The 17,454-nt window shown below is 67.2% G+C and carries 18 protein-coding genes and 1 pseudogene; 7 read left to right on the top strand and 12 right to left on the bottom strand.

Annotated features, from left to right (window positions below; all coding sequences use genetic code 11):
* The first annotated feature begins 60 nt into the window (after positions 1 to 60).
* Together A5680_RS12170 and A5680_RS12165 are read left to right on the top strand one after the other, a co-directional pair.
* The gene (locus tag A5680_RS12170) at positions 61 to 1,287 is read left to right on the top strand and encodes a cytochrome P450 (RefSeq protein WP_067819588.1); all 1,227 of its coding nucleotides are present in this window, start codon (positions 61 to 63) and stop codon (positions 1,285 to 1,287) included.
* Positions 1,288 to 1,296: 9 nt separating this feature from the next.
* Entirely contained in the window at positions 1,297 to 2,454 is a 1,158-nt protein-coding gene (locus A5680_RS12165; RefSeq protein ID WP_067819579.1) for a Zn-dependent alcohol dehydrogenase, read from the top strand.
* Here A5680_RS12165 and A5680_RS12160 read toward each other — a convergent pair.
* The 8 genes from A5680_RS12160 to A5680_RS12125 form a co-directional block, all read right to left on the bottom strand.
* Positions 2,447 to 3,187: an SDR family NAD(P)-dependent oxidoreductase gene (locus A5680_RS12160; RefSeq protein ID WP_067819577.1), complete on the bottom strand. Its 741-nt coding sequence runs from the start codon at positions 3,185 to 3,187 to the stop codon at positions 2,447 to 2,449. The genes A5680_RS12165 and A5680_RS12160 overlap by 8 nt on opposite strands.
* Entirely contained in the window at positions 3,184 to 3,624 is a 441-nt protein-coding gene (locus A5680_RS12155) for a VOC family protein (RefSeq protein ID WP_082956153.1), read from the bottom strand. The genes A5680_RS12160 and A5680_RS12155 overlap by 4 nt, the downstream gene beginning before the upstream one ends.
* Positions 3,625 to 3,692: 68 nt before the next feature.
* Positions 3,693 to 5,597, bottom strand: coding sequence for a YhgE/Pip domain-containing protein (locus tag A5680_RS12150; protein WP_067819571.1), 1,905 nt, complete (start codon positions 5,595 to 5,597; stop codon positions 3,693 to 3,695).
* A 2-nt stretch (positions 5,598 to 5,599) separates the two neighbouring features.
* Positions 5,600 to 6,277, bottom strand: coding sequence for a hypothetical protein (locus A5680_RS12145; RefSeq protein ID WP_067819568.1), 678 nt, complete (start codon positions 6,275 to 6,277; stop codon positions 5,600 to 5,602).
* A 23-nt stretch (positions 6,278 to 6,300) separates the two neighbouring features.
* On the bottom strand, positions 6,301 to 6,918 hold the full coding sequence (locus tag A5680_RS12140) for a TetR/AcrR family transcriptional regulator (RefSeq protein ID WP_067819566.1): 618 nt from the start codon (positions 6,916 to 6,918) through the stop codon (positions 6,301 to 6,303).
* Positions 6,919 to 6,973: 55 nt separating this feature from the next.
* Positions 6,974 to 7,798 (bottom strand): SDR family NAD(P)-dependent oxidoreductase, encoded by an 825-nt coding sequence (locus A5680_RS12135; RefSeq protein ID WP_067819562.1) that lies wholly within the window; start codon positions 7,796 to 7,798, stop codon positions 6,974 to 6,976.
* Between the two features lie 48 nt (positions 7,799 to 7,846).
* Positions 7,847 to 9,082, bottom strand: a complete 1,236-nt coding sequence (locus tag A5680_RS12130) for a cytochrome P450 (protein ID WP_067819559.1) — start codon at positions 9,080 to 9,082, stop codon at positions 7,847 to 7,849.
* Positions 9,079 to 10,101, bottom strand: a complete 1,023-nt coding sequence (locus A5680_RS12125) for an LLM class F420-dependent oxidoreductase (protein WP_067819555.1) — start codon at positions 10,099 to 10,101, stop codon at positions 9,079 to 9,081. Before A5680_RS12125 ends, A5680_RS12130 begins: the two co-directional genes overlap by 4 nt.
* Before the next feature lie 85 nt (positions 10,102 to 10,186).
* On the opposite strand from A5680_RS12125, the gene A5680_RS12120 reads away from it, so the two are divergent.
* Positions 10,187 to 11,683 carry an acyl-CoA carboxylase subunit beta gene (locus A5680_RS12120; protein ID WP_067819553.1) on the top strand — a complete coding sequence of 499 codons (1,497 nt, stop codon included), beginning with the start codon at positions 10,187 to 10,189 and terminating at the stop codon, positions 11,681 to 11,683.
* A 6-nt stretch (positions 11,684 to 11,689) separates the two neighbouring features.
* Here the strand turns inward: A5680_RS12120 and A5680_RS12115 are convergent, their stop codons facing one another.
* From A5680_RS12115 to A5680_RS25200, 4 genes are read right to left on the bottom strand one after another with little or no spacing between them, the layout of a single operon-like run.
* Positions 11,690 to 12,733, bottom strand: coding sequence for a TIGR03857 family LLM class F420-dependent oxidoreductase (locus tag A5680_RS12115; RefSeq protein ID WP_067819550.1), 1,044 nt, complete (start codon positions 12,731 to 12,733; stop codon positions 11,690 to 11,692).
* Complete coding sequence (locus A5680_RS12110; RefSeq protein WP_067819547.1) at positions 12,730 to 13,110, bottom strand: nuclear transport factor 2 family protein; 381 nt, start codon at positions 13,108 to 13,110, stop codon at positions 12,730 to 12,732. The genes A5680_RS12115 and A5680_RS12110 overlap by 4 nt, the downstream gene beginning before the upstream one ends.
* A complete protein-coding gene (locus A5680_RS12105) occupies positions 13,110 to 14,228 on the bottom strand; it encodes a PHB depolymerase family esterase (RefSeq protein ID WP_067819544.1) in 1,119 nt (372 codons plus the stop codon). The genes A5680_RS12110 and A5680_RS12105 overlap by 1 nt, the downstream gene beginning before the upstream one ends.
* Complete coding sequence (locus tag A5680_RS25200) at positions 14,216 to 14,353, bottom strand: hypothetical protein (protein ID WP_231977616.1); 138 nt, start codon at positions 14,351 to 14,353, stop codon at positions 14,216 to 14,218. Before A5680_RS25200 ends, A5680_RS12105 begins: the two co-directional genes overlap by 13 nt.
* A gap of 80 nt (positions 14,354 to 14,433) precedes the next feature.
* Here A5680_RS25200 and A5680_RS26280 point away from each other — a divergent pair.
* The 4 genes and pseudogenes from A5680_RS26280 to A5680_RS12090 form a co-directional block, all read left to right on the top strand.
* A pseudogene (locus A5680_RS26280) lies at positions 14,434 to 14,535 on the top strand (cysteine hydrolase); the annotation flags it as partial.
* Positions 14,532 to 15,152 (top strand): PaaI family thioesterase, encoded by a 621-nt coding sequence (locus A5680_RS12100; protein WP_067819542.1) that lies wholly within the window; start codon positions 14,532 to 14,534, stop codon positions 15,150 to 15,152. The pseudogene A5680_RS26280 and the gene A5680_RS12100, both read left to right, overlap by 4 nt.
* A gap of 8 nt (positions 15,153 to 15,160) precedes the next feature.
* Complete coding sequence (locus A5680_RS12095; protein WP_067819539.1) at positions 15,161 to 16,813, top strand: acyl-CoA synthetase; 1,653 nt, start codon at positions 15,161 to 15,163, stop codon at positions 16,811 to 16,813.
* 129 nt (positions 16,814 to 16,942) lie between these two features.
* Entirely contained in the window at positions 16,943 to 17,401 is a 459-nt protein-coding gene (locus A5680_RS12090) for a cupin domain-containing protein (RefSeq protein WP_067819530.1), read from the top strand.
* Positions 17,402 to 17,454 lie beyond the last annotated feature (53 nt).

Below are 17,454 nucleotides of genomic sequence, written 5' to 3'. Positions count from 1 at the left end.
CTATGATAGCGATATTCCCCGCGTACCGATCCGCTCAGCGGCTGTTCAGGAGGAGCGCTGATGACGCTCAGCACCGACCCCGCCAACCAGCCCGTCACCCTCGACTTCACCGGCGAAACCAGCCCGTATCCGTTCTTCGAATACATGCGGCGCACGGACCCGGTTTGGCACGGCGCGCTGGCGGACCACTCGCAGATGCCCGAAGAGATGCGGCCGAAGGACGAGTGGGTGCTGTTCGGTTACGACCCGTTGTTCCAGGCGTTCCGCGACGACCGGATCTTCAGCTCCCACAAATACGACGACACCATCGGGTTGGTGATGGGCCACACCATCCTGGCGATGGGCGGCCGGGAACACCACGACCACCGCAACCTGGTGGCCAAGGCCTTCCGCGCCACCGCGCTGGAACGCTGGGAGCCCTCGGTCATCGGACCGGTGTGCGACCGACTCGTCGACGAGATCAAGAACGACGGACACGCGGACCTGGTCAAGGCGGTGACGTTCGAGTTCCCCACCCGCATCATCTCCACGCTGCTCGGCCTGCCGCCCGAGGACCTCGACTTCTTCCGGCGGTTGTCCCTGGACCTCATCTCCATCCCGACCGACATCGTCGCCGGGCTGAACGCGGCGGCGGAGTTGCACGGCTACTTCCTCGGCCAGGTCGAGCAGCGGCGGCGCAAACTCACCGATGACATCATCGGCGACCTGGTGGCCGCGGAGATCGACGGCGAAAAGCTCTCCGACGAGGCCATCATCGCGTTTTTGCGGCTGCTGCTGCCCGCCGGACTGGAAACCACCTACCGATCGTCGGGCAACCTGCTGTACCTGCTGCTGACCCATCCCGAGCAGCTGGCGCAGGTCTATCACGACCGCTCGCTGATACCGATGGCGATCGAGGAGGGGCTGCGCTTCGAAACCCCGCTGACGATGGTCATGCGAACTACCACCCAGGAGGTCGAAATCGGCGGCAAGACAATCCCACCCGACGCGCAGATCGACATGTGCATGGGCTCGGCCAATCGCGACGAGAGCCGCTGGACCAACGCCAACGCCTTCGACATCCGCCGGCCGCGCCAGGCGCACATCGCGTTCGCCGGCGGCATCCACATGTGCCTCGGCATGCATCTGGCCCGCCTCGAGACCCGGGTCATGCTGAACAGCCTGTTCGACCGCGTCAAGGATCTGGCCTTCGTGGCCGACGACGGAACCGGCCAGGAGTCCAAAATCGTGGGGCTGACCTTCCGTTCCCCCAACAAGCTTCCGGTCACGTTCGCCCCGGCCGCATAGGGAAGCCGCTTGAAAACCAAGGGAGCGATTCTGCACGACGTCGGCGGGCCCTGGTCCGTCGAGGAATTCGAACTCGACCCGCCCCGCGCCGGCGAAGTCCTCGTCGAGATGGCGGCGGCCGGGCTGTGCCACTCCGACGACCACATCCTCAACGGCGACATGTCGGCGCCCAACGAGATGATGCGGTCCCTCGGCCTGCCGACCATGTTCCCGACGATCGGGGGCCACGAGGGCTCCGGCATCGTGCGCGAAGTCGGCGACGGCGTAACGGATTTCGCGCCCGGCGACCATGTGGTGATGTCGTTCGTCGCGGTGTGCGGACAGTGCCGCTGGTGCGCGTCGGGCATGGAATACATCTGCGACGTCGGCGCTTTCACGCTGACCCCGGGAATGCCGACCGACGGCACCTTCCGTCATCACACCGCCGACGGCCGGCCCCTGGGCCATCTGGCCAAGGTGGGGGCGTTCGCCGAACACACCGTGGTGTCGACCAGGTCGCTGGTGAAGATCGAGCCGCACCTGCCGCTCGCGCCGAGCGCGCTGCTGTCGTGCGCCATTCCCACCGGTTACGGTTCGGCGGCCAACCGCGCCGGCGTGCGCGGCGGTGACACCGTCGTCGTCGTCGGGGTTGGCGGGATCGGGACGGGCGCGATCCAGGGCGCGCGGATCAGCGGCGCCGCGCAGATCGTCGCCGTCGACCCGGTGGACTTCAAGCAGAAGTCGGCGCTGCAGTTCGGCGCCACCCACAGCGCGGCCACGATCGCCGAGGCGCAGGAGATGGTGCGGGACTTGACCTACGGGGTCATGGCCGACGCGGTGGTGGTTTCGCCGTCGCTGATCACGCCCGCCGACGTCCGCGACGCCCTGCAACTGACGCGCAAGGGCGGCACGTGCGTGCTGACCGGCATGACCTCGCAGCTGACCCGGTCGGTGAAGATCGACCTGCAGGACTTCATCCTGATGAACAAGACGCTGGCCGGGACGATATTCGGCTCGTGCAATCCCAAGGCGGACATCGCCCGGCTGGCCAGGCTCTATCAGACCGGGCAGCTTCAGCTCGACGAGATGATCACCCGGCGCTATCGCCTCGACGAGATCAACGACGCGTACGACGACCTCCGCAACGGCAAGATCATCCGCGGCATCATCGATTACGGCATCAGCTGAGGTCTTTTCCGCCCATCACCCGCTGCAGCTGGCCGTACGCGTCGATGGGGCTGTGCAACGCCAGCCCGCCGTCGGCATGCACGACTTGACCTGTCACCCAGGGCAATTCGAGGACACCGACGATGGCTGCGGCCACGTCGGTCGCGGCTCCCAGGCCGCCCAGGGCCGTGCGTTCGGACAGGGCTTCCACCCAGCCGGGCAGCTGCTCGGGTTTGGCCAGCATGGGCGTGCGCGTCACGCCCGGGCCGACGGCGTTGACCCGGATGCCGTGCGCGCCCCACTCCGCGGCGGCCACCTTCACCAGCATGTCCACCCCCGCCTTGGACACGCAGTAGGCGCCCATGTCGCGGTCGGCCAGGGTGCCGCTGATGCTGGAGACGGCGACGATCGAGCCGCTCACCCCCGCGTCGATCATCGCCCGCGCCGCCGCCCGGATCGTCAGCCACGTGCCCGTCAGATTGACGGCCAGCACCCGGTTCCATTCCGCGGGCGACTGGTCGAGCAGCAGCCCGGAGGCCCCAACTCCCGCGCACGTGACGACGCGGGTGGGCGCGCCGTGCTCGCGGACGGTTTGGTCCATCGCGGCCGTCACCGCGTCGGGATCGCTGACGTCGCAGGCGATGTCGGTGTTGGACAGGTCCCACACCACGACGCCGTGCCCCGCGGCGCGCAACCGGCCGGCCACTTCACGCCCGATTCCGGACGCGCCGCCGGTGACCAGCGCGGTGCTCATTTCGCGCGGCCGATCAGCTCAACGAGTACCCCGTCCGGCGCTTCGATCACCGCCATCGCGACGGTCCTTCCGTCCGGGGCCACGACGTCGATGCGCCGCACGCCGTCGGTGAAACCCAACGCGGCCAAAGCGGCGAGCGTTTCGTCGACTTCACGCTGCAGTGAGAGCAACATGAACCCGTGCCGTAACGCGGTCGAATCCGGCAGTGCCTCAAGGGCACCGGCCACCTCCACCAGTTCGACAAACCCGCTGCCCGATGTCTGCGGATCGCCGAGAAACACCGATCGCAGCCGATCGCTGCCGGCCCCGAACAGTCCCGGCCAATCGCCGACGAAGTCGTAATCCATCAACTGGCTCAGTCCCAGGCCTTCGCACCAGAATCGGAGCGACCGTTCAACATCGGAGGTGCAAATCGCCGAATGATGCACACCTAACATGGGCTTCCTCTCGATTGCAGAGCTTGCCCACCATCATGCAGCGTCGATCGTTGACGCGGAACGTTTGCCTACATCTTGATCGCCGGGATCAGCCTGCTGAGGTTCCACAGGCGATCTCGTCGTGCGGACAGCGATGAGATTGCCAGCGCGACAGCCGTTATCGCAACCAGCACGGTGATCGCCTGCCAGAGCCGCCCGTCGATGCCGCCGAGGATGAGCTGGCGCAGCCCGTTGACGCCGTAGGTCATCGGGTCGAAACGATGCAGGACCTGGAAGGGCCGCGACGTGGTCTCCACGGGATACATGCCGCCGGCGCTGACCAACTGCAGCATCAGCAGGGCCATGATCAGCACGCGTCCCACCGCCGGGCCGACAAGCGCGTTGATCGCCTGGGTGGCGGCCACGAATGCCGCGGAGATGAGGATCATGAACCCCAGCATCGCGACGGGATGCACGGCGTGCATGCCGAGGGCGAACCGGACCACGCAGTAGAGAATGATCGCCTGGAACAGCGCGATCGCGGCCGCAGGCAAATAGCTGGCGAGCACCACCCGGATTTCCAGCACCTCCGCGGCGATCGCACGACTCTGCAAGGGCCGCAAAATCATCCACAGCACCAATGCGCCGAAGAACAGCGCCAGCGTCAGGAAGAACGGGGCCATGCCGGTGCCGAAGTTGGGCGCGGCGTTCTCGTGCGAGGCTGCGAGCTGCACCGGCCCGCCGATGGTGTCGGCGACCGCGTCCTTTTGCTGAGTCGTCCAGTTGGGCAGCTGGCTCGCCCCCTCGCCGAGCTTGCCGGCCAGCTCGGCCGACCCCGCCTTGAGTTGGCGTGCCCCGTCGTCGAGTTTGACCATGCCGCTTGCCAACTCGGCGTTGCCGGCGGCCAGCTGCTGGGCGCCGTCACGGAGCTGGGTGAGCTTGCTCGTCAGCTCCTGCCCCTTGGTGCCGACCTGGTCGAGGGCCGAACCCAGCGGGCTGCCGGGCGTGCGCATGGCGGAGGTCATCGCGATCGCGGCGTTTTGCGCGTCGGTGAGACGCTGGCGGATCTGCGGCGTGAACTGATGGCCCCGCAGCTGATCCTGGATGCCGCGCAGGTTGTTCGCCAACGGATCCTGGCGCGCGGCGAGCTGGTCGATCACCGGCGACAACGCATCCGCGGCGCCGTCCTGTGCCGTGGCGATGGTGCCGATCTGGTCGTTGGCCTGCTGCAGCGCGGCCGCGCCCTGCTGCAATTGCTGCGTGTCGCCGCCGATCTGTGACAGGGCCCGGGTCACCGTGAGCAGCGGGTCGGTGGCCTGGTTGATTCCGTCGGACAATTGCTGGGCCCCGGCGGCGAGGCGCGCCGAGCCGGACCGGGCCGTGTCGAGGCCGGCGGCCAGCTGCCCGGCACCGTCGTCGAGTCGGGCCGCGCCGTCGGCGGCCTGCTTGATGCCCGCGCCCGACGAAACCACCACCGACAGCATGTGATTGACGGCCTGGCCGGAGATCCGGCTGGACACCGCGTTGAGCACCTGAGTGATGGCGGTGCGGCCGATGCTGGTGGAGATGTAGTTGTTGGCGTCGTTGTAGACGGCGATCAGGTTGGCCTTCTTCGGCTGTCCCGTCACCGGCGACGCGATCGCCGCGCTGAAGTCCGAGGGCAACTCGACCATGAAGTAGTACTTGCCGTGGTCGACTCCGTTGCGCGCTTCGGTCAGGTTTACGACATGCCAGTCCAACCCGCCGTCCGCGGTGAGGCTCTTGGCAATCTCATCGCCGGCGTTGAACTGCTCACCGGAGACGACGGCACCGCGGTCGGAATTGACCAACGCCACCGGCATTTTGTTGGTGTGGCCGAAGGGGTCCCAGAACGCCCACAGGTACAGCGCCCCGTACACCAGCGGCAGCAACATCAGCACGACGATCGCCACGCGCGTCAAACGGCTGCGACCGAAACGCTTGATCTCCGAGCCGAATGCGAGTCCAGCCAACATCGTCAATCTCCTCCGGTCAAAACGCGGCGATCGTGAAGCTCGTGCTCGGGTGCGTCGGTGCCGAGCGGGTTGGTGACTCCGACGACGACGGTGCGCTCTCTCGCGATCACACCCAGCCGATCCACCGCGATCGCTCGCCGGGAGTTGTCGCGCACCTGCTCGAGATCGCCGACCACCAGAATCGGACGATTCGACAGCAGCGCAAGCGTGATGCGCAGCAAAAACAGTTCCAGGTCGGACAATTCGACGATGTAGGTGTCCGAGGACGGCGTCGGTATGTCGCCGAAGACCTCCGTCAGCTCGGCCTGGCCGGCTTGCAGCGGCACCAGCGAGTACCACGGCGCCAGCCACCGGCGTTGCTCGGCGAGTACGGTCGCCACGGTCACCGACTCTTCGAGTTCGTCGATGTCGTCGAAGGCCGCGATCGCGCACAGGCGGCGGATCGCGCGCGGCGTCGTCTCGCCGAGCACGGTCAACGAGCCGTAAGTCGCCTTGAATCGGCCCGCGAGCGTCAACAACAACGTTGTCTGACCCGGACCCCCGGGCATCTGAATCGCGTGAAAGCCCGGCGTCAGGGCGAGGTCGACCCCCGAGAACAGTGGCCCGTGCTCACCGTCGACCCCCAATCCGGCGGCGGTGATCACCGGTGCGACGTCGTCCGGTTCGTCGTTGGCATCCATGGTGTGGCTTTCCCTCATCGCCTTCAAACCGGAATCGATTCCAGCAGTGCGGTGATCACTTGCGCGAGCAGATCGGGGTTGATGGTTCCCGGACGCAGCACCTCCTCCATCGCGACGCCCAGGTTGAGGGTGACGACGAGCTGGGCGATGTCGGTCAGCCGCCGGTCGCCCGGCACGGTGTCGGTCGATTCGACGATGTGCAGCGCCTGGTCGGCCGCGGCGCGGCGGCGCTCGATCAGGCGTTCCCGAAGCTGCGGATCGCGCTGAGCGCGCAGCCAGTACTCGACCAGCAGCACGTAGTAGTCGGAATGGTCGCGGACCGAGTCGAGCACCGACCGGCTCACCTCGCGCGCGGCCGCGGCGGTGTCACCGTCGCTGCGGTCCAGCGCTATCGCGATCTGCTCGCCGCGCAGCTCGAACTCGCGGTCGAGCAGGGCCAGGAACAGCTCGTCCTTCGACTCGAAGTTGGAATAGACCGCGCCCTTGGTGAAGCCCGCGGCCTGCCCGATCGCGTCGATGGTGGCGCCGGCGAACCCCTCGGCCGCGAACACCTTCGACGCCGCATCGAGGATCCGGTCGCGGACCTCGCCGCGGGTGGGGCGGGTGCGCAGCGGTTTGACAGGCGACATGTGCAGCAGCATACCCTTCAGTATCGGTTAGATACTATTGGGTATCGAAGATCACCCCCGGGTGGCGTCAGCCCAGCCTTGACGCCGTCCGCTCCCACAGTTCGGCGGCCAATCGTGGGTTGTCCGCCAGGCGACTGGTGTTGGCGATCTTGCGCTTGGCGTAGTACGCGCCGGGCGTCCACTGGGAAATGGGCGTGCTCGACGCCAGCCGCACCAACTGCTCGGCGCCCTGGTCCGGGCTCGAAATGAACAGCACCGCCGGGGTGTACCGCTGCATGAACACCAGAAATCGCGAACCCGAGGCAATGCCGATGTTGGAGTTGACATTGCCGGGATGCACCGCCGCGACGGAAAGGCCGCCGGCATGGTAGCGCCGGTGTAACTCCCTGGTGAACAACACGATTGCGAGCTTCGACAACGCGTAGGCTGCGGCGGGCCTGCGGCCGGCGGTGTTCTCCAGGTCGTCGACGGTGGCACGGAAGATCAGCTTGTGCGACGAGCTGGTCGTGTTGACGATCGTCGCGCGGGACTCCAGCAGCACATCCAGCAATCGGGTGGTCAACAGGAACGGCGCCAGGTAGTTGACCTGATAGGTGCGTTCGTAGCCGTCGGGCGTCAGCTCGATCGTGCTGGCCATCCTGCCCGCATTGTTGAGCAAAACGTCGATGCGCGGGTATTGCGAACGCAATTTGTCCGCCAGCGCCCGCACCTGGGAAAGGTCGGCGTAGTCGACGACAAAGTAGTCCGCGTCCAACTCGGCGGCCACCGCGGCGCTCTTGGTTTCCGAGCGGCCCACCACGACGATCCGATCGCCGGTGCGGCTGAGGCGACGGGCCGCGGCCGCGCCGATGCCGTCGCTGGCGCCCGTGATGACGATCGTCCTGCGCGTCATTGCGAGACCTCCGCACGGAGTGTAGCGATCACGCGCTAAGCGGGCCGCTCAGGCCAGCGAATAACGCACCGGCAGATGCTTGAGGCCCCCGACGAACGTGGTAGCGACCAACTCCGGATCACCGGTCAGCTCAATGGATTTGAGCCTGGGCAGCAACTCGGTGAAGAAGCTGTTGACCTCCATGCGGGCCAACGCCGCGCCCATGCAGAAGTGCACCCCGTAGCCGAACGCCAAGTGCTTGTTGGGGTCGCGCCCGACGTCGAAGCGGAACGGGTCGACGAAGACATCCTCGTCACGGTTGCCCGAGACGTAGGACAGGAGCACCGAATCACCCGCCGCGATCGGCACCCCGCGCACGGTGGTGTCCGCGGTGGCGGTACGCATGAATTCCTTGACCGGGGTGACCCAGCGGATCATCTCCTCGGTGGCCAGCGGCATCAGGTCGAGGTTGTCGCGCAACCGCTCGAGCTGGTCGGGGTTCTCGATGAGTGCCTGCAGCCCACCGGAGATGGTGGCGCTGGTGGTGTCGTGGCCGGCGGTCGCGACGATGAGGTAGTAGGACACCGTGTCGATGTCGGACAGCGGCTCCCCGTCGACGCGGGCGTTGGCGATGGCGGACGCCAAGTCCTCGGTTGGGTGCTCGCGGCGCGCGGCGGTTACCCCGTTGAAGTACTGGAACATGTCGAACAACGCGGGCAGCTGGTCCTCGTTGGTGGTGCCCCGTTTGAATTCGGAGTCGTCGCTGCCGAACAACTCCTGGGTCAGCTTGAGCATCCTGGGGAAGTCGGCCTCGGGCAGTCCCAGCAGCGACATGATCACGAAGAGCGGGTAGTTGACCGCCACCTCCTGGACGAAATCGCATTCCGGGCTCGCGGCCATCATCTTGTCGACGTAGATCTTGGCCAGCTCGTCGACGCGAACCTTCAACGCCCGCATCGCCTTTGGGCGGAACCAATCGGAGCCGATCGCGCGGACCATCCGATGCTGGGGGTCGTCGAGATGGATCAGGGTGCGCACGCCCGCGGCGGCCTGCATCTCGTCGCCCTCGGCGGTCGTCAGGACGGGCCGTGGCCAGTTGGTGAAGAGCACGTTCTCGCGCTCGATGTCCATGATGTCGGCGTGCTTGGTGATCGCCCAAAACGGACGGTAGTTGGGCACCTCGACCCAGGACACCGGTGCGCTGGTGCGCAGGTGAGTCAGCGCCGCGTGCAGTCGCCGCTCGTCGGTGTAGGCCAAGGGGTCGGCCAACAGCTTGGCGGACTCGTCTACCGTGGTTGTGCTCACTCGCGAAACTCCTTCATTGCGGACCTGATACACGACGCGGAGGCGTTGTAGAAGATCGGCAGCACGCGGTCGACCACGCCGCGGCAACGGTCCTTGAGGGCGGCGGCGACGCCGTCCGCCGGGCTGACCACCGCGAAGGCCGCCAGCATCTCGTCGTCTACCAGCGAACCCATCGTGTCCCACTCGCCCGCGAGCGACAGCCGGTGCAGTTCGGTCTGCGCCTCGCCCCAACCGTGCAACTCCAAGACCTTGCGGTAAGCGGGCGTCGACCCGTAGAAGGCGATCTGCTTGCGCACCGCAGCGGTGGCTGCCGTCAGCTCATCCTCGTTCTCGCCGGTCGCGATCAGCACCTCGCTGCACACTTCGAAGTCGTTGCGGCGCCGGCCGGCTCGCTGCATGCCACGCAGCAACGCCGGCATGGTGACCTCGTCGAGGTAACGCCTGGAAACCATCGGATGCCCCAGGTGACCGTCGGCGGCCTCCCCGCACATCTCGGTCATCGCCTCGCCCACCGCCGCGACAAAAACCCTGGGGACGGAGTAGGGGTGCGGCTCCGGCGTGAACATCGGGGTCATGATCTTGTGCGTGTAGAAGTCGCCCTCGAAACGCAGCTTGCCGCCGTCCTGCCACGCCGACCAGATCGCGTGCAGCGCGGCGACGAACTCGCGCATCCGGCGCGCGGGTTGGCTCCACGGCATGCTGAAGCGTTTCTCGATGTGCGGTTGAATCTGGGTGCCCAGGCCGAGGATGAACCGGCCCTTCGAGTACGCCTGCAGATCCCAACCGATGTTCGCGACGATCATCGGGTTGCGGGCGAAAGCCACCGCGATGTTGGTGCCGAGTTCGAGCCGCGACGTGTGCTCGGCGGCCAGCAGCAGCGGCAGGAACGGGTCATGGCTGGTCTCCGCGGTCCAGCCGCCGTCGTAGCCCTCTCGTTCCAGGGCCACGGCCGCGTCGGTCACCCGTGCGAGTTGATTGGGGATGCCCCCGTCGACCTTGAGTCGGGCGGCGTCGACCATGCGGGTAACTTTACAGTAAGCAATCCAGTATGTGACCACACGCATCTGGTCGCGTGACGGAACCTCCATGAGGTAGGACATAGGCATGCCGAACACCCAGGACTGGGGAGAAACGCTCGACGACCTCGGGCGGCGCCGTCAGCACGCACGGGACATGGGCGGACCTGAGCGGCTCGACAAGCACCGCGGCAAGGGCAAGCTCGACGCCCGCGCGCGCATCGAGCGCCTCCTCGACCCGGGGACGTTCCGCGAGATCGGCACCCTGGTCGGGGGCCAGGTGGCCGCGGACGGGATCGTCGTCGGTTCCGGCTTGATCAACGGCTCGCCGGTGATGCTGGGCGCCGAGGACTTCACCACGATGGCCGGCAGCATCGGGCCCGGTGGCAACTCCAAGCGCTACCGCATCGCCGAACTCGCACTGCGCGACAGGATTCCGTTGGTGATGCTGCTGGAAGGCGCCGGCTTCCGTCCCGGCGGCGGACACTACGGCCGCACCCCCACCGATCTGCTCGCCCAGGCGCAGTGCTCGGGCCGGGTGCCGACCGTCGCCGCCGTGCTCGGCCCGTCTGCCGGGCATGGCGCGCTCGTCGCCCCGGTCTGCGACTTCCGGATCATGAGCGCCCAGGGCGCGATCTTCACCGCCGGACCGCCGGTCGTCAAAGAGTCCACCGGAGAAGAGATCTCGAAGGAGGACCTCGGCGGACCCGTCACCGCCTTGCCGAGCGGGGTGATCCACAACGTCGCCGACGACGACGAAGCGGTGATCGCCGACATCCGGCGGTACCTGTCGTATTTCCCGCGCAGCGCGTGGTCGTACCCTGCGCCGCTACCGCCGGACCAGGACAGCGAGCCACGCGCGACGCCCGAACTGCTCGACATCGTCTCGCGCGACAACCGCCGCGTGTACGACATGCGCGCCGTCCTCGACGTGATCTTCGACCGGCCCGACTGGTTCGAGGTGCAGCCACAGTACGGCAAGGCGATCATCTGCGCGCTGGCGCATCTGGGCGGGCATCCGGTCGCGGTGGTGGCCAACCAGCCCCAGGTGATCGCCGGCTCGATCGACGCCGACGCCGCGGACAAGGCGGCGCATTTCATCTTGGTGGCCGACTCGTTCCACCTACCCATCGTCTTCCTTGCCGACAACCCGGGCATGCTGCCCGGCAGCCGCTCCGAACGCAGCGGGGTGCTGCGCGCCGGCGCGCGGATGTTCGCCGCCCAGACCGCGGCCACCACGGTCAAGCTGCATCTCACCTTGCGCAAGGCCTACGGATTCGGCTCGATGGTCATGTCGCTGTTGGGTTTCGATCACCAGAGCGCGACCTTCGCCTACCCCGGCGCGACCATGGGCGCCATGAGCGCGGCGGCGCTGGGCCGGGCGACGCATGCCGGTGAGGACATCACCGCGAAGCTGCGTGACGCCGAGCTGCAGGCGTCCTATCGCTCGGCCGAACATCTGGGATTCGACGAACTCATCGATCCCCGGGAGACCCGCGATGCCTTACTCGGTGCGCTGCTTCGTGGACTGTCCAGCCGGCAGGCCGCCGCGGAGCCGGTCAGTCGGACCGTCATCATGCCCTGACCGGCGCTACTCCCCCGCCCGGTACGCCGCGATCACCGGCTCCAGTTCGTCCGGGGTGGCGCCGTGCATGATCACCGCGTCGGCGCCGTAGTCGAACTCCTTGCGGACGCGGTCCGCGCATTGGCCGGCCGACCCGGTGGCCGACGGCTCGAGCCACTCGTCGGGGATCAACGTCGCGATGTGCTCGATCTGCTCCGCGGTGGCCTTGTGGTCGATCCCGCCGGCGATCGACGTCACCACGGGATCTTCCCGGAAGCGTTGCAGCACAGCGGGATCCCAGTTGTTGGTCCGCACCATCAGGTCGCCGTAACCCTGCAGGTAGGTGGCCAGGCGCGCGACCGTCTTCTTCAGCCGCAACTCCTCGGGAAGGTGGTCACCGACCGTAGCGAAACACGACCAGACCCGCACGCTGTCCGGATCGCGGCCGGCCTTTTCGGCGGCGGACTTGACGGTCTTGACGCAGCGCTGCAGCGTTTCCGGGGTGAAGTAGGTGTGCAGGATGACGTCGTCGAACACCCGGCCGCCGAGCGCCAGCGTGTTCGGCCCGAAGGCCACCAGCGCCAACCGGATGTCCTCGTTGAAGTCCGGATCGAGGAACAGGATCGGGTACTTGCCCATCGGGCCGTCATGGTTGAAGATCAGCTCGCCGTGCCACAGCCGGCGCATGACCTGGGCCCAGTCCTCCATCTGCGCGGTGGTGACCGCCGGAATGCCGAACGCCCCGTAGATCGCCGCGGTGCCGCGGCCGATACCCAGCGTGAAGCGCCCGCCGGAGAGCCGGTGCATGGTGGTGGCCCACGACCCGGTGATCAACGGGTGGCGGGTGTTGTGATTGGTTGCCGCGGTGGCGATCTGCATCCTGGTCGTGACGGCGCAGGCGGCCCCGACGAGGCTCGACGCCTCCTTGACGTTCCACCGCTCGGAGATGAACGCGGTCCCCATGCCCAGCTCCTCGCCGCGGCGGGCCTCGTCGACCAGCGTCGCCGGCCCCTCCCCGCCGGCGCCGGCCAGCAGGTAGTAGCCCAATTCATCCAGGGTGCGCTCGCTCAACTCCAAACTCCTTGCCGGTAGCCGCAATTCCAGACTTCGGTGATCTGCCCGTCGACGACGCGGAACACCTCGATGCTGCCGACGTTGGTTTGGGCACCGTCCTTGGTGGTCATCGACGAGTCGTAGACGATCGCGACGTGCTCGCCGTCGTCACCGGCCGCGACGACGTTCAGGTCGAAGCGCAGCTCGTCGAACAACGCCCAGACGTCCTTGATCCGGGTGACCGCCTGCTCGCGGGTGAGCGTGTGCGCCTCGCCCACCTCGTGCCGGATCACGTTGTCCGCGAACAACTCCTCGGCCAGGGCCAGATCGTGCCGGTTCCAGACCACCAGGTTGTAGAGTTCCACCACCTCGCGGGCCGTGCGCGTGGCCGCCATCAGCCGACCACGCCGCGCAGGAATCGGTCGGTCACCCGCTGCACCCGCCGGGAGAAGATGTGTCCGACGTGGCTGCCGTCATACCAGTACAGCTCGCCACCCCAGCGCTGCTGCAACGCGACCGCGGGCTCGCGCATGGCCATCCGGTCGTGCCAGGCGCCGACGATGAGTCGCCGGTCCGGCGCCGGCGCCGGGTCGACCTGCAGCGGATCGATCACCGAGGTCAGCTTCGCCACCTCCGGGGACGCCAACAGCTCCCGGAATCCGTCCCGCGACGATCCCCCACGGCCCAGGTGCCTGGCGATCATCGCGTTGAGACCGAGGATCGGCGTGTATAGCGCGACCGCATCGATCTGCCGCTCCAGGTGCGAGATCAGCGCGGCGACCGGAGTTCCCATCGAAATACCGGCCACCACAACGGCACTCGCCTGTGGCTGCACCCAGCGCACCACCGCCCGGATCTCCGACACCGAGCGCATCATGCCGGCGACGTTGCCCAAGGGGTCCATATCCGGGTAGGCCGGCCATTCCCGGCGCCGGCAACCGTGACCGGGCTGCACCGGCAGTGCGACGTTGAACCCCAACTGGTGGTGGATTCGGCCGATGCGGGTCAGCAGCAGGTCTTCCGTGCCGCCCTGACCCGCGCCGTGCACCCAGATGAGCCACGGTCTGGGGCCATCGGTGTGCCGGCACAGGTGCACCACCGCACGCGCGGGCCCGCCCAGGCCCTCGGCTCGCAGCGTGTTCGGCAACCCCGGATCGTGCTCGAACTTCATCCGCTCGTAGGCGAGATTGCCGATGCGGCGCCGCCGCACCGAACTCGGGCGCAACGGCGGCGGGTCCCCGTGCGCGCGGTCGATGCCCAGGGCGGACAACTCCTCTGCGGCGGCCGCGCAGCCCCCCAGCGGCCGCATCGCCGCCGGTTGCCCGCCGATCAGTGAAAAGCCACTCAGCACAAGCTCATCCAGCAGCACCTCGCCGAACTGGCGCACACCGCGTGGGGACACGGGCGCCCAGCCGGTCGATTCGCTCAGCCCGGCCACCGTGCGGGGTAGCAGCATACCGAGCTCACGGGTCGCGTCCCTGGCGAGGTCAAAGCCTTGCGTCAGCTTCGGCATGCCGCCGCCCCGCCCAGCACCATCGGCGCGAAGTTGTCGGTGCCCGCCAGGGGTGGGACCGTCTTCGGGGCGGCACCCGCCGTGGAAACCGCCACGTCGAGGGTGACGACAGCCGCCTGTGTCATTTCACTCCTTGCCGTGCGCGGACCGGACTGCTGAAATCTATACTGTAACGGACTTAGTATCAGGCAATCGGAGGCTCCGCATACCCACTGAATATGGAGAGGCCATCATCACCAACACCCTGTCGCTGCTCGCGACCATCACCAGCACCGACGAGTTGCTCCGAACGTGGGCCCGGAAATGACCGACACCGCGCCCGGAGTCCGCGGCGGATTCCCCGACATCAGGCCGGCCGACCACGCGCCGCCCGGCCTGGGCCGATTCGTCGCCGCGCTGCGCCGCCTGCAGGATCTGACCGTCGCCAGTAATCCGGACGGTTCGGCGTGGACCGCCGCCGCGGGGCACATCGAGAACGCCTGTGCGTTACTCGACGGCCATCAGGTGCCCGAAGGCATGGCGCCGGCCGGCCGCGTCCTCGAACTGCCCGGCCTGGGCCACCCCCTGATGCCGCCGTGGACCATCACCGAGTCGGGGCCGAACGGCGTCACGATGTCAGGGCACTTCACCCGATCGCATGTGGGCGGGAACAATGCCGTGCACGGCGGCATGATCCCCCTCTTCTACGACTGGCTGCTCGGCATGGTGGTCTCCACCGCCGGCACGCCGCCCACCCGGACGGCCTATCTGCATGTCGACTACCGAAACATCACCCCGATCGACGAGCCGCTGACGGCAGCCGGCCGCATCACCGACATCGACGGCAGGAAGATCTTCATCTCAGCTACGATGACGACCGCGGACGGCACGCTGCTGACCGAAGCCAACGGCCTGATGGTCCGACTGCTCCCGCACCAGTCCTGAGAGGCCTGATGTCCAACACAGCAACACAATTCACGGTTCCCGCCGTAGCGGCGGCCGTTGCGGCAGCGATTCCCGACCGGGAGTTGCTGATCCAGGGCGAACGGCGATACAGCTATTCACAGGTGATCGAGCGGTCGCGCCGCCTCGCCGCATACCTGCATTCCCGCGGCCTCGGTTGCCACACCGAACGCAACGCTCTCCCCGGCCATGAGACGGGCCAGGACCTACTGGGTGTCTACGCCTACAACGGAAACGAATTCGTCGAGGCGCTGCTGGGCACGTTCGGAGCCCGAGTCGCGCCGTTCAACGTCAACTACCGCTACGTCAAGAGCGAGCTGCAGTATCTGTTGGCGGATTCGGGGGCAACCGCGCTGATCTACCACGCCGCATTCGCGCCGCGGGTGGCCGAGATCCTGCCTGAACTCCCACAGCTGCGGGTGCTGATACAGATTGCGGACGACTCCGGCAACGACTTGATCTACGGCGCAGTGGATTACGAGAGCGTCCTCGCTTCGTGCGCACCCGAGCCACCACCGGTGCAGCATTCACCGGACGACCTCTACGTCCTGTACACCGGCGGCACGACGGGAATGCCCAAAGGCGTGCTGTGGCGACAGCACGACATCTTCATGACTTCCTTCGGCGGGCGCAACCTGATGACCGGAGAGCCGTTCGGGTCGGTCGAGGAGATCGCGGCCGGTGTGCTCGCGGGCCCCGGTACCAAGTTGATGATCCTGCCGCCGCTGATGCACGGCGCCGCGCAGTGGAGCGTGATGACGGCGATCACGACCGGGCAGTCCGTCGTCTTCCCGTCGGTCGTCGATCGTCTCGACGCCGACGAGGTGATCCGCACCATCGAGCGCGAGCGCGTGAGCGCGGTGACGGTGGTCGGTGACGCGATGGCCCGCCCGTTGGTCGCCGCCATCGAGAAGGGGATCGCGGACGTGTCGTCGCTGGCCGTGGTGGCCAACGGGGGCGCGTTGCTCACCCCGTTCGTCAAGCAACGGTTGATCGAAGTCCTGCCGAACGCGATCGTGGTCGACGGTGTCGGGTCCTCGGAGACCGGCGCGCAGATGCACCACATGTCCACTTCCGGGGCGGTGTCGACGGGCATCTTCAACGCCGGCCCGGACACGTTCGTGGCGGCCGAGGATCTGACGACCATCCTGGAGCCGGGCCACGACGGCATGGGCTGGCTGGCGCAACGCGGTTACGTCCCACTGGGCTACAAGGGCGATGCGGCCAAGACCGCCAAGACATTTCCCGTCATCGACGGGGTGCGATATGCGATCCCCGGCGACCGGGCACGCCACCATCCCGATGGCAAGATCGAACTGCTCGGCCGCGATTCGGTGACCATCAACTCGGGCGGCGAGAAGATCTTCGTCGAGGAGGTCGAGACCGCGATCGCGTCACACCCTGCGGTGGCCGACGTGGTGGTCGCCGGACGGCCCAGCGAGCGGTGGGGCCAGGAGGTCGTCGCCGTCGTCGCGCTGGCCGAGGGCGCTCGTGCGAGCGCCGAGGAGTTGGTCGCCCACGCCGGGCAATCGTTGGCTCGCTACAAGCTTCCCAAGGCGATCGTGTTCCGCGCGGCGATCGAGCGCAGCCCGTCGGGCAAGGCCGACTACCGGTGGGCGCGCGAGCAGGCGGTCAACGGCTGACCGGCGAGGGTTGATGAGGAAGCTACTCTCCGCAGATGTATCTGCGCTGACTTGAGATGATCGATGGTTCTCCTGAATTCGTCCCCGACGGACCCCTGTTGGACCCGGTACAGGTCTAGGCTAAGGTCCATGGCCGGCCTCGACGGATTCCATCCCGATCTCGCACCCGATCCCACGCATCGCGTGCCACAAAATCGCGTGCGCCACGTCAAATCAACCGAACTCGATGCGACCACGGCGCAAACCGACGGCATGCGGCGCTTCGCTGCGTTGAGTGGATCCACAGTCGGCAGCCAGAAGCTGTGGATGGGAGAGACCGTCGCTTCGCCCGGCAGCGTCTCGGCCGACCATCACCACGGTGATTCTGAGACGATGATCTACGTCCGTAGCGGGCACCCAGAGTTTGTTTTCTTCGATGGCGAGGGTGAGGTTCGGATCCGGACTGACCCAGGCGATTACGTGTTCGTCCCACCGCATCTGCCGCATCGTGAGGAGAATCCCGACCCGAACACGCCGGCAGAGTTAGTCATTGCCCGGAGTAGCCAGGAGGCGATCGTCGTTAACCTGCCGGCGTTGTACGCGCTTTGACCGGCGAACTCGAACATTCGACGTTCGCTCCGTTCGGAGAGCTCCTGCGTGAA

Origin of the sequence: Mycobacterium sp. E2989 (genome assembly GCF_001667595.1) — a bacterium.
GTDB lineage: Bacteria > Actinomycetota > Actinomycetes > Mycobacteriales > Mycobacteriaceae > Mycobacterium.
Note: the sequence above shows the minus strand (reverse complement) of the source record. Positions and strands in the feature narration are given on the sequence as shown.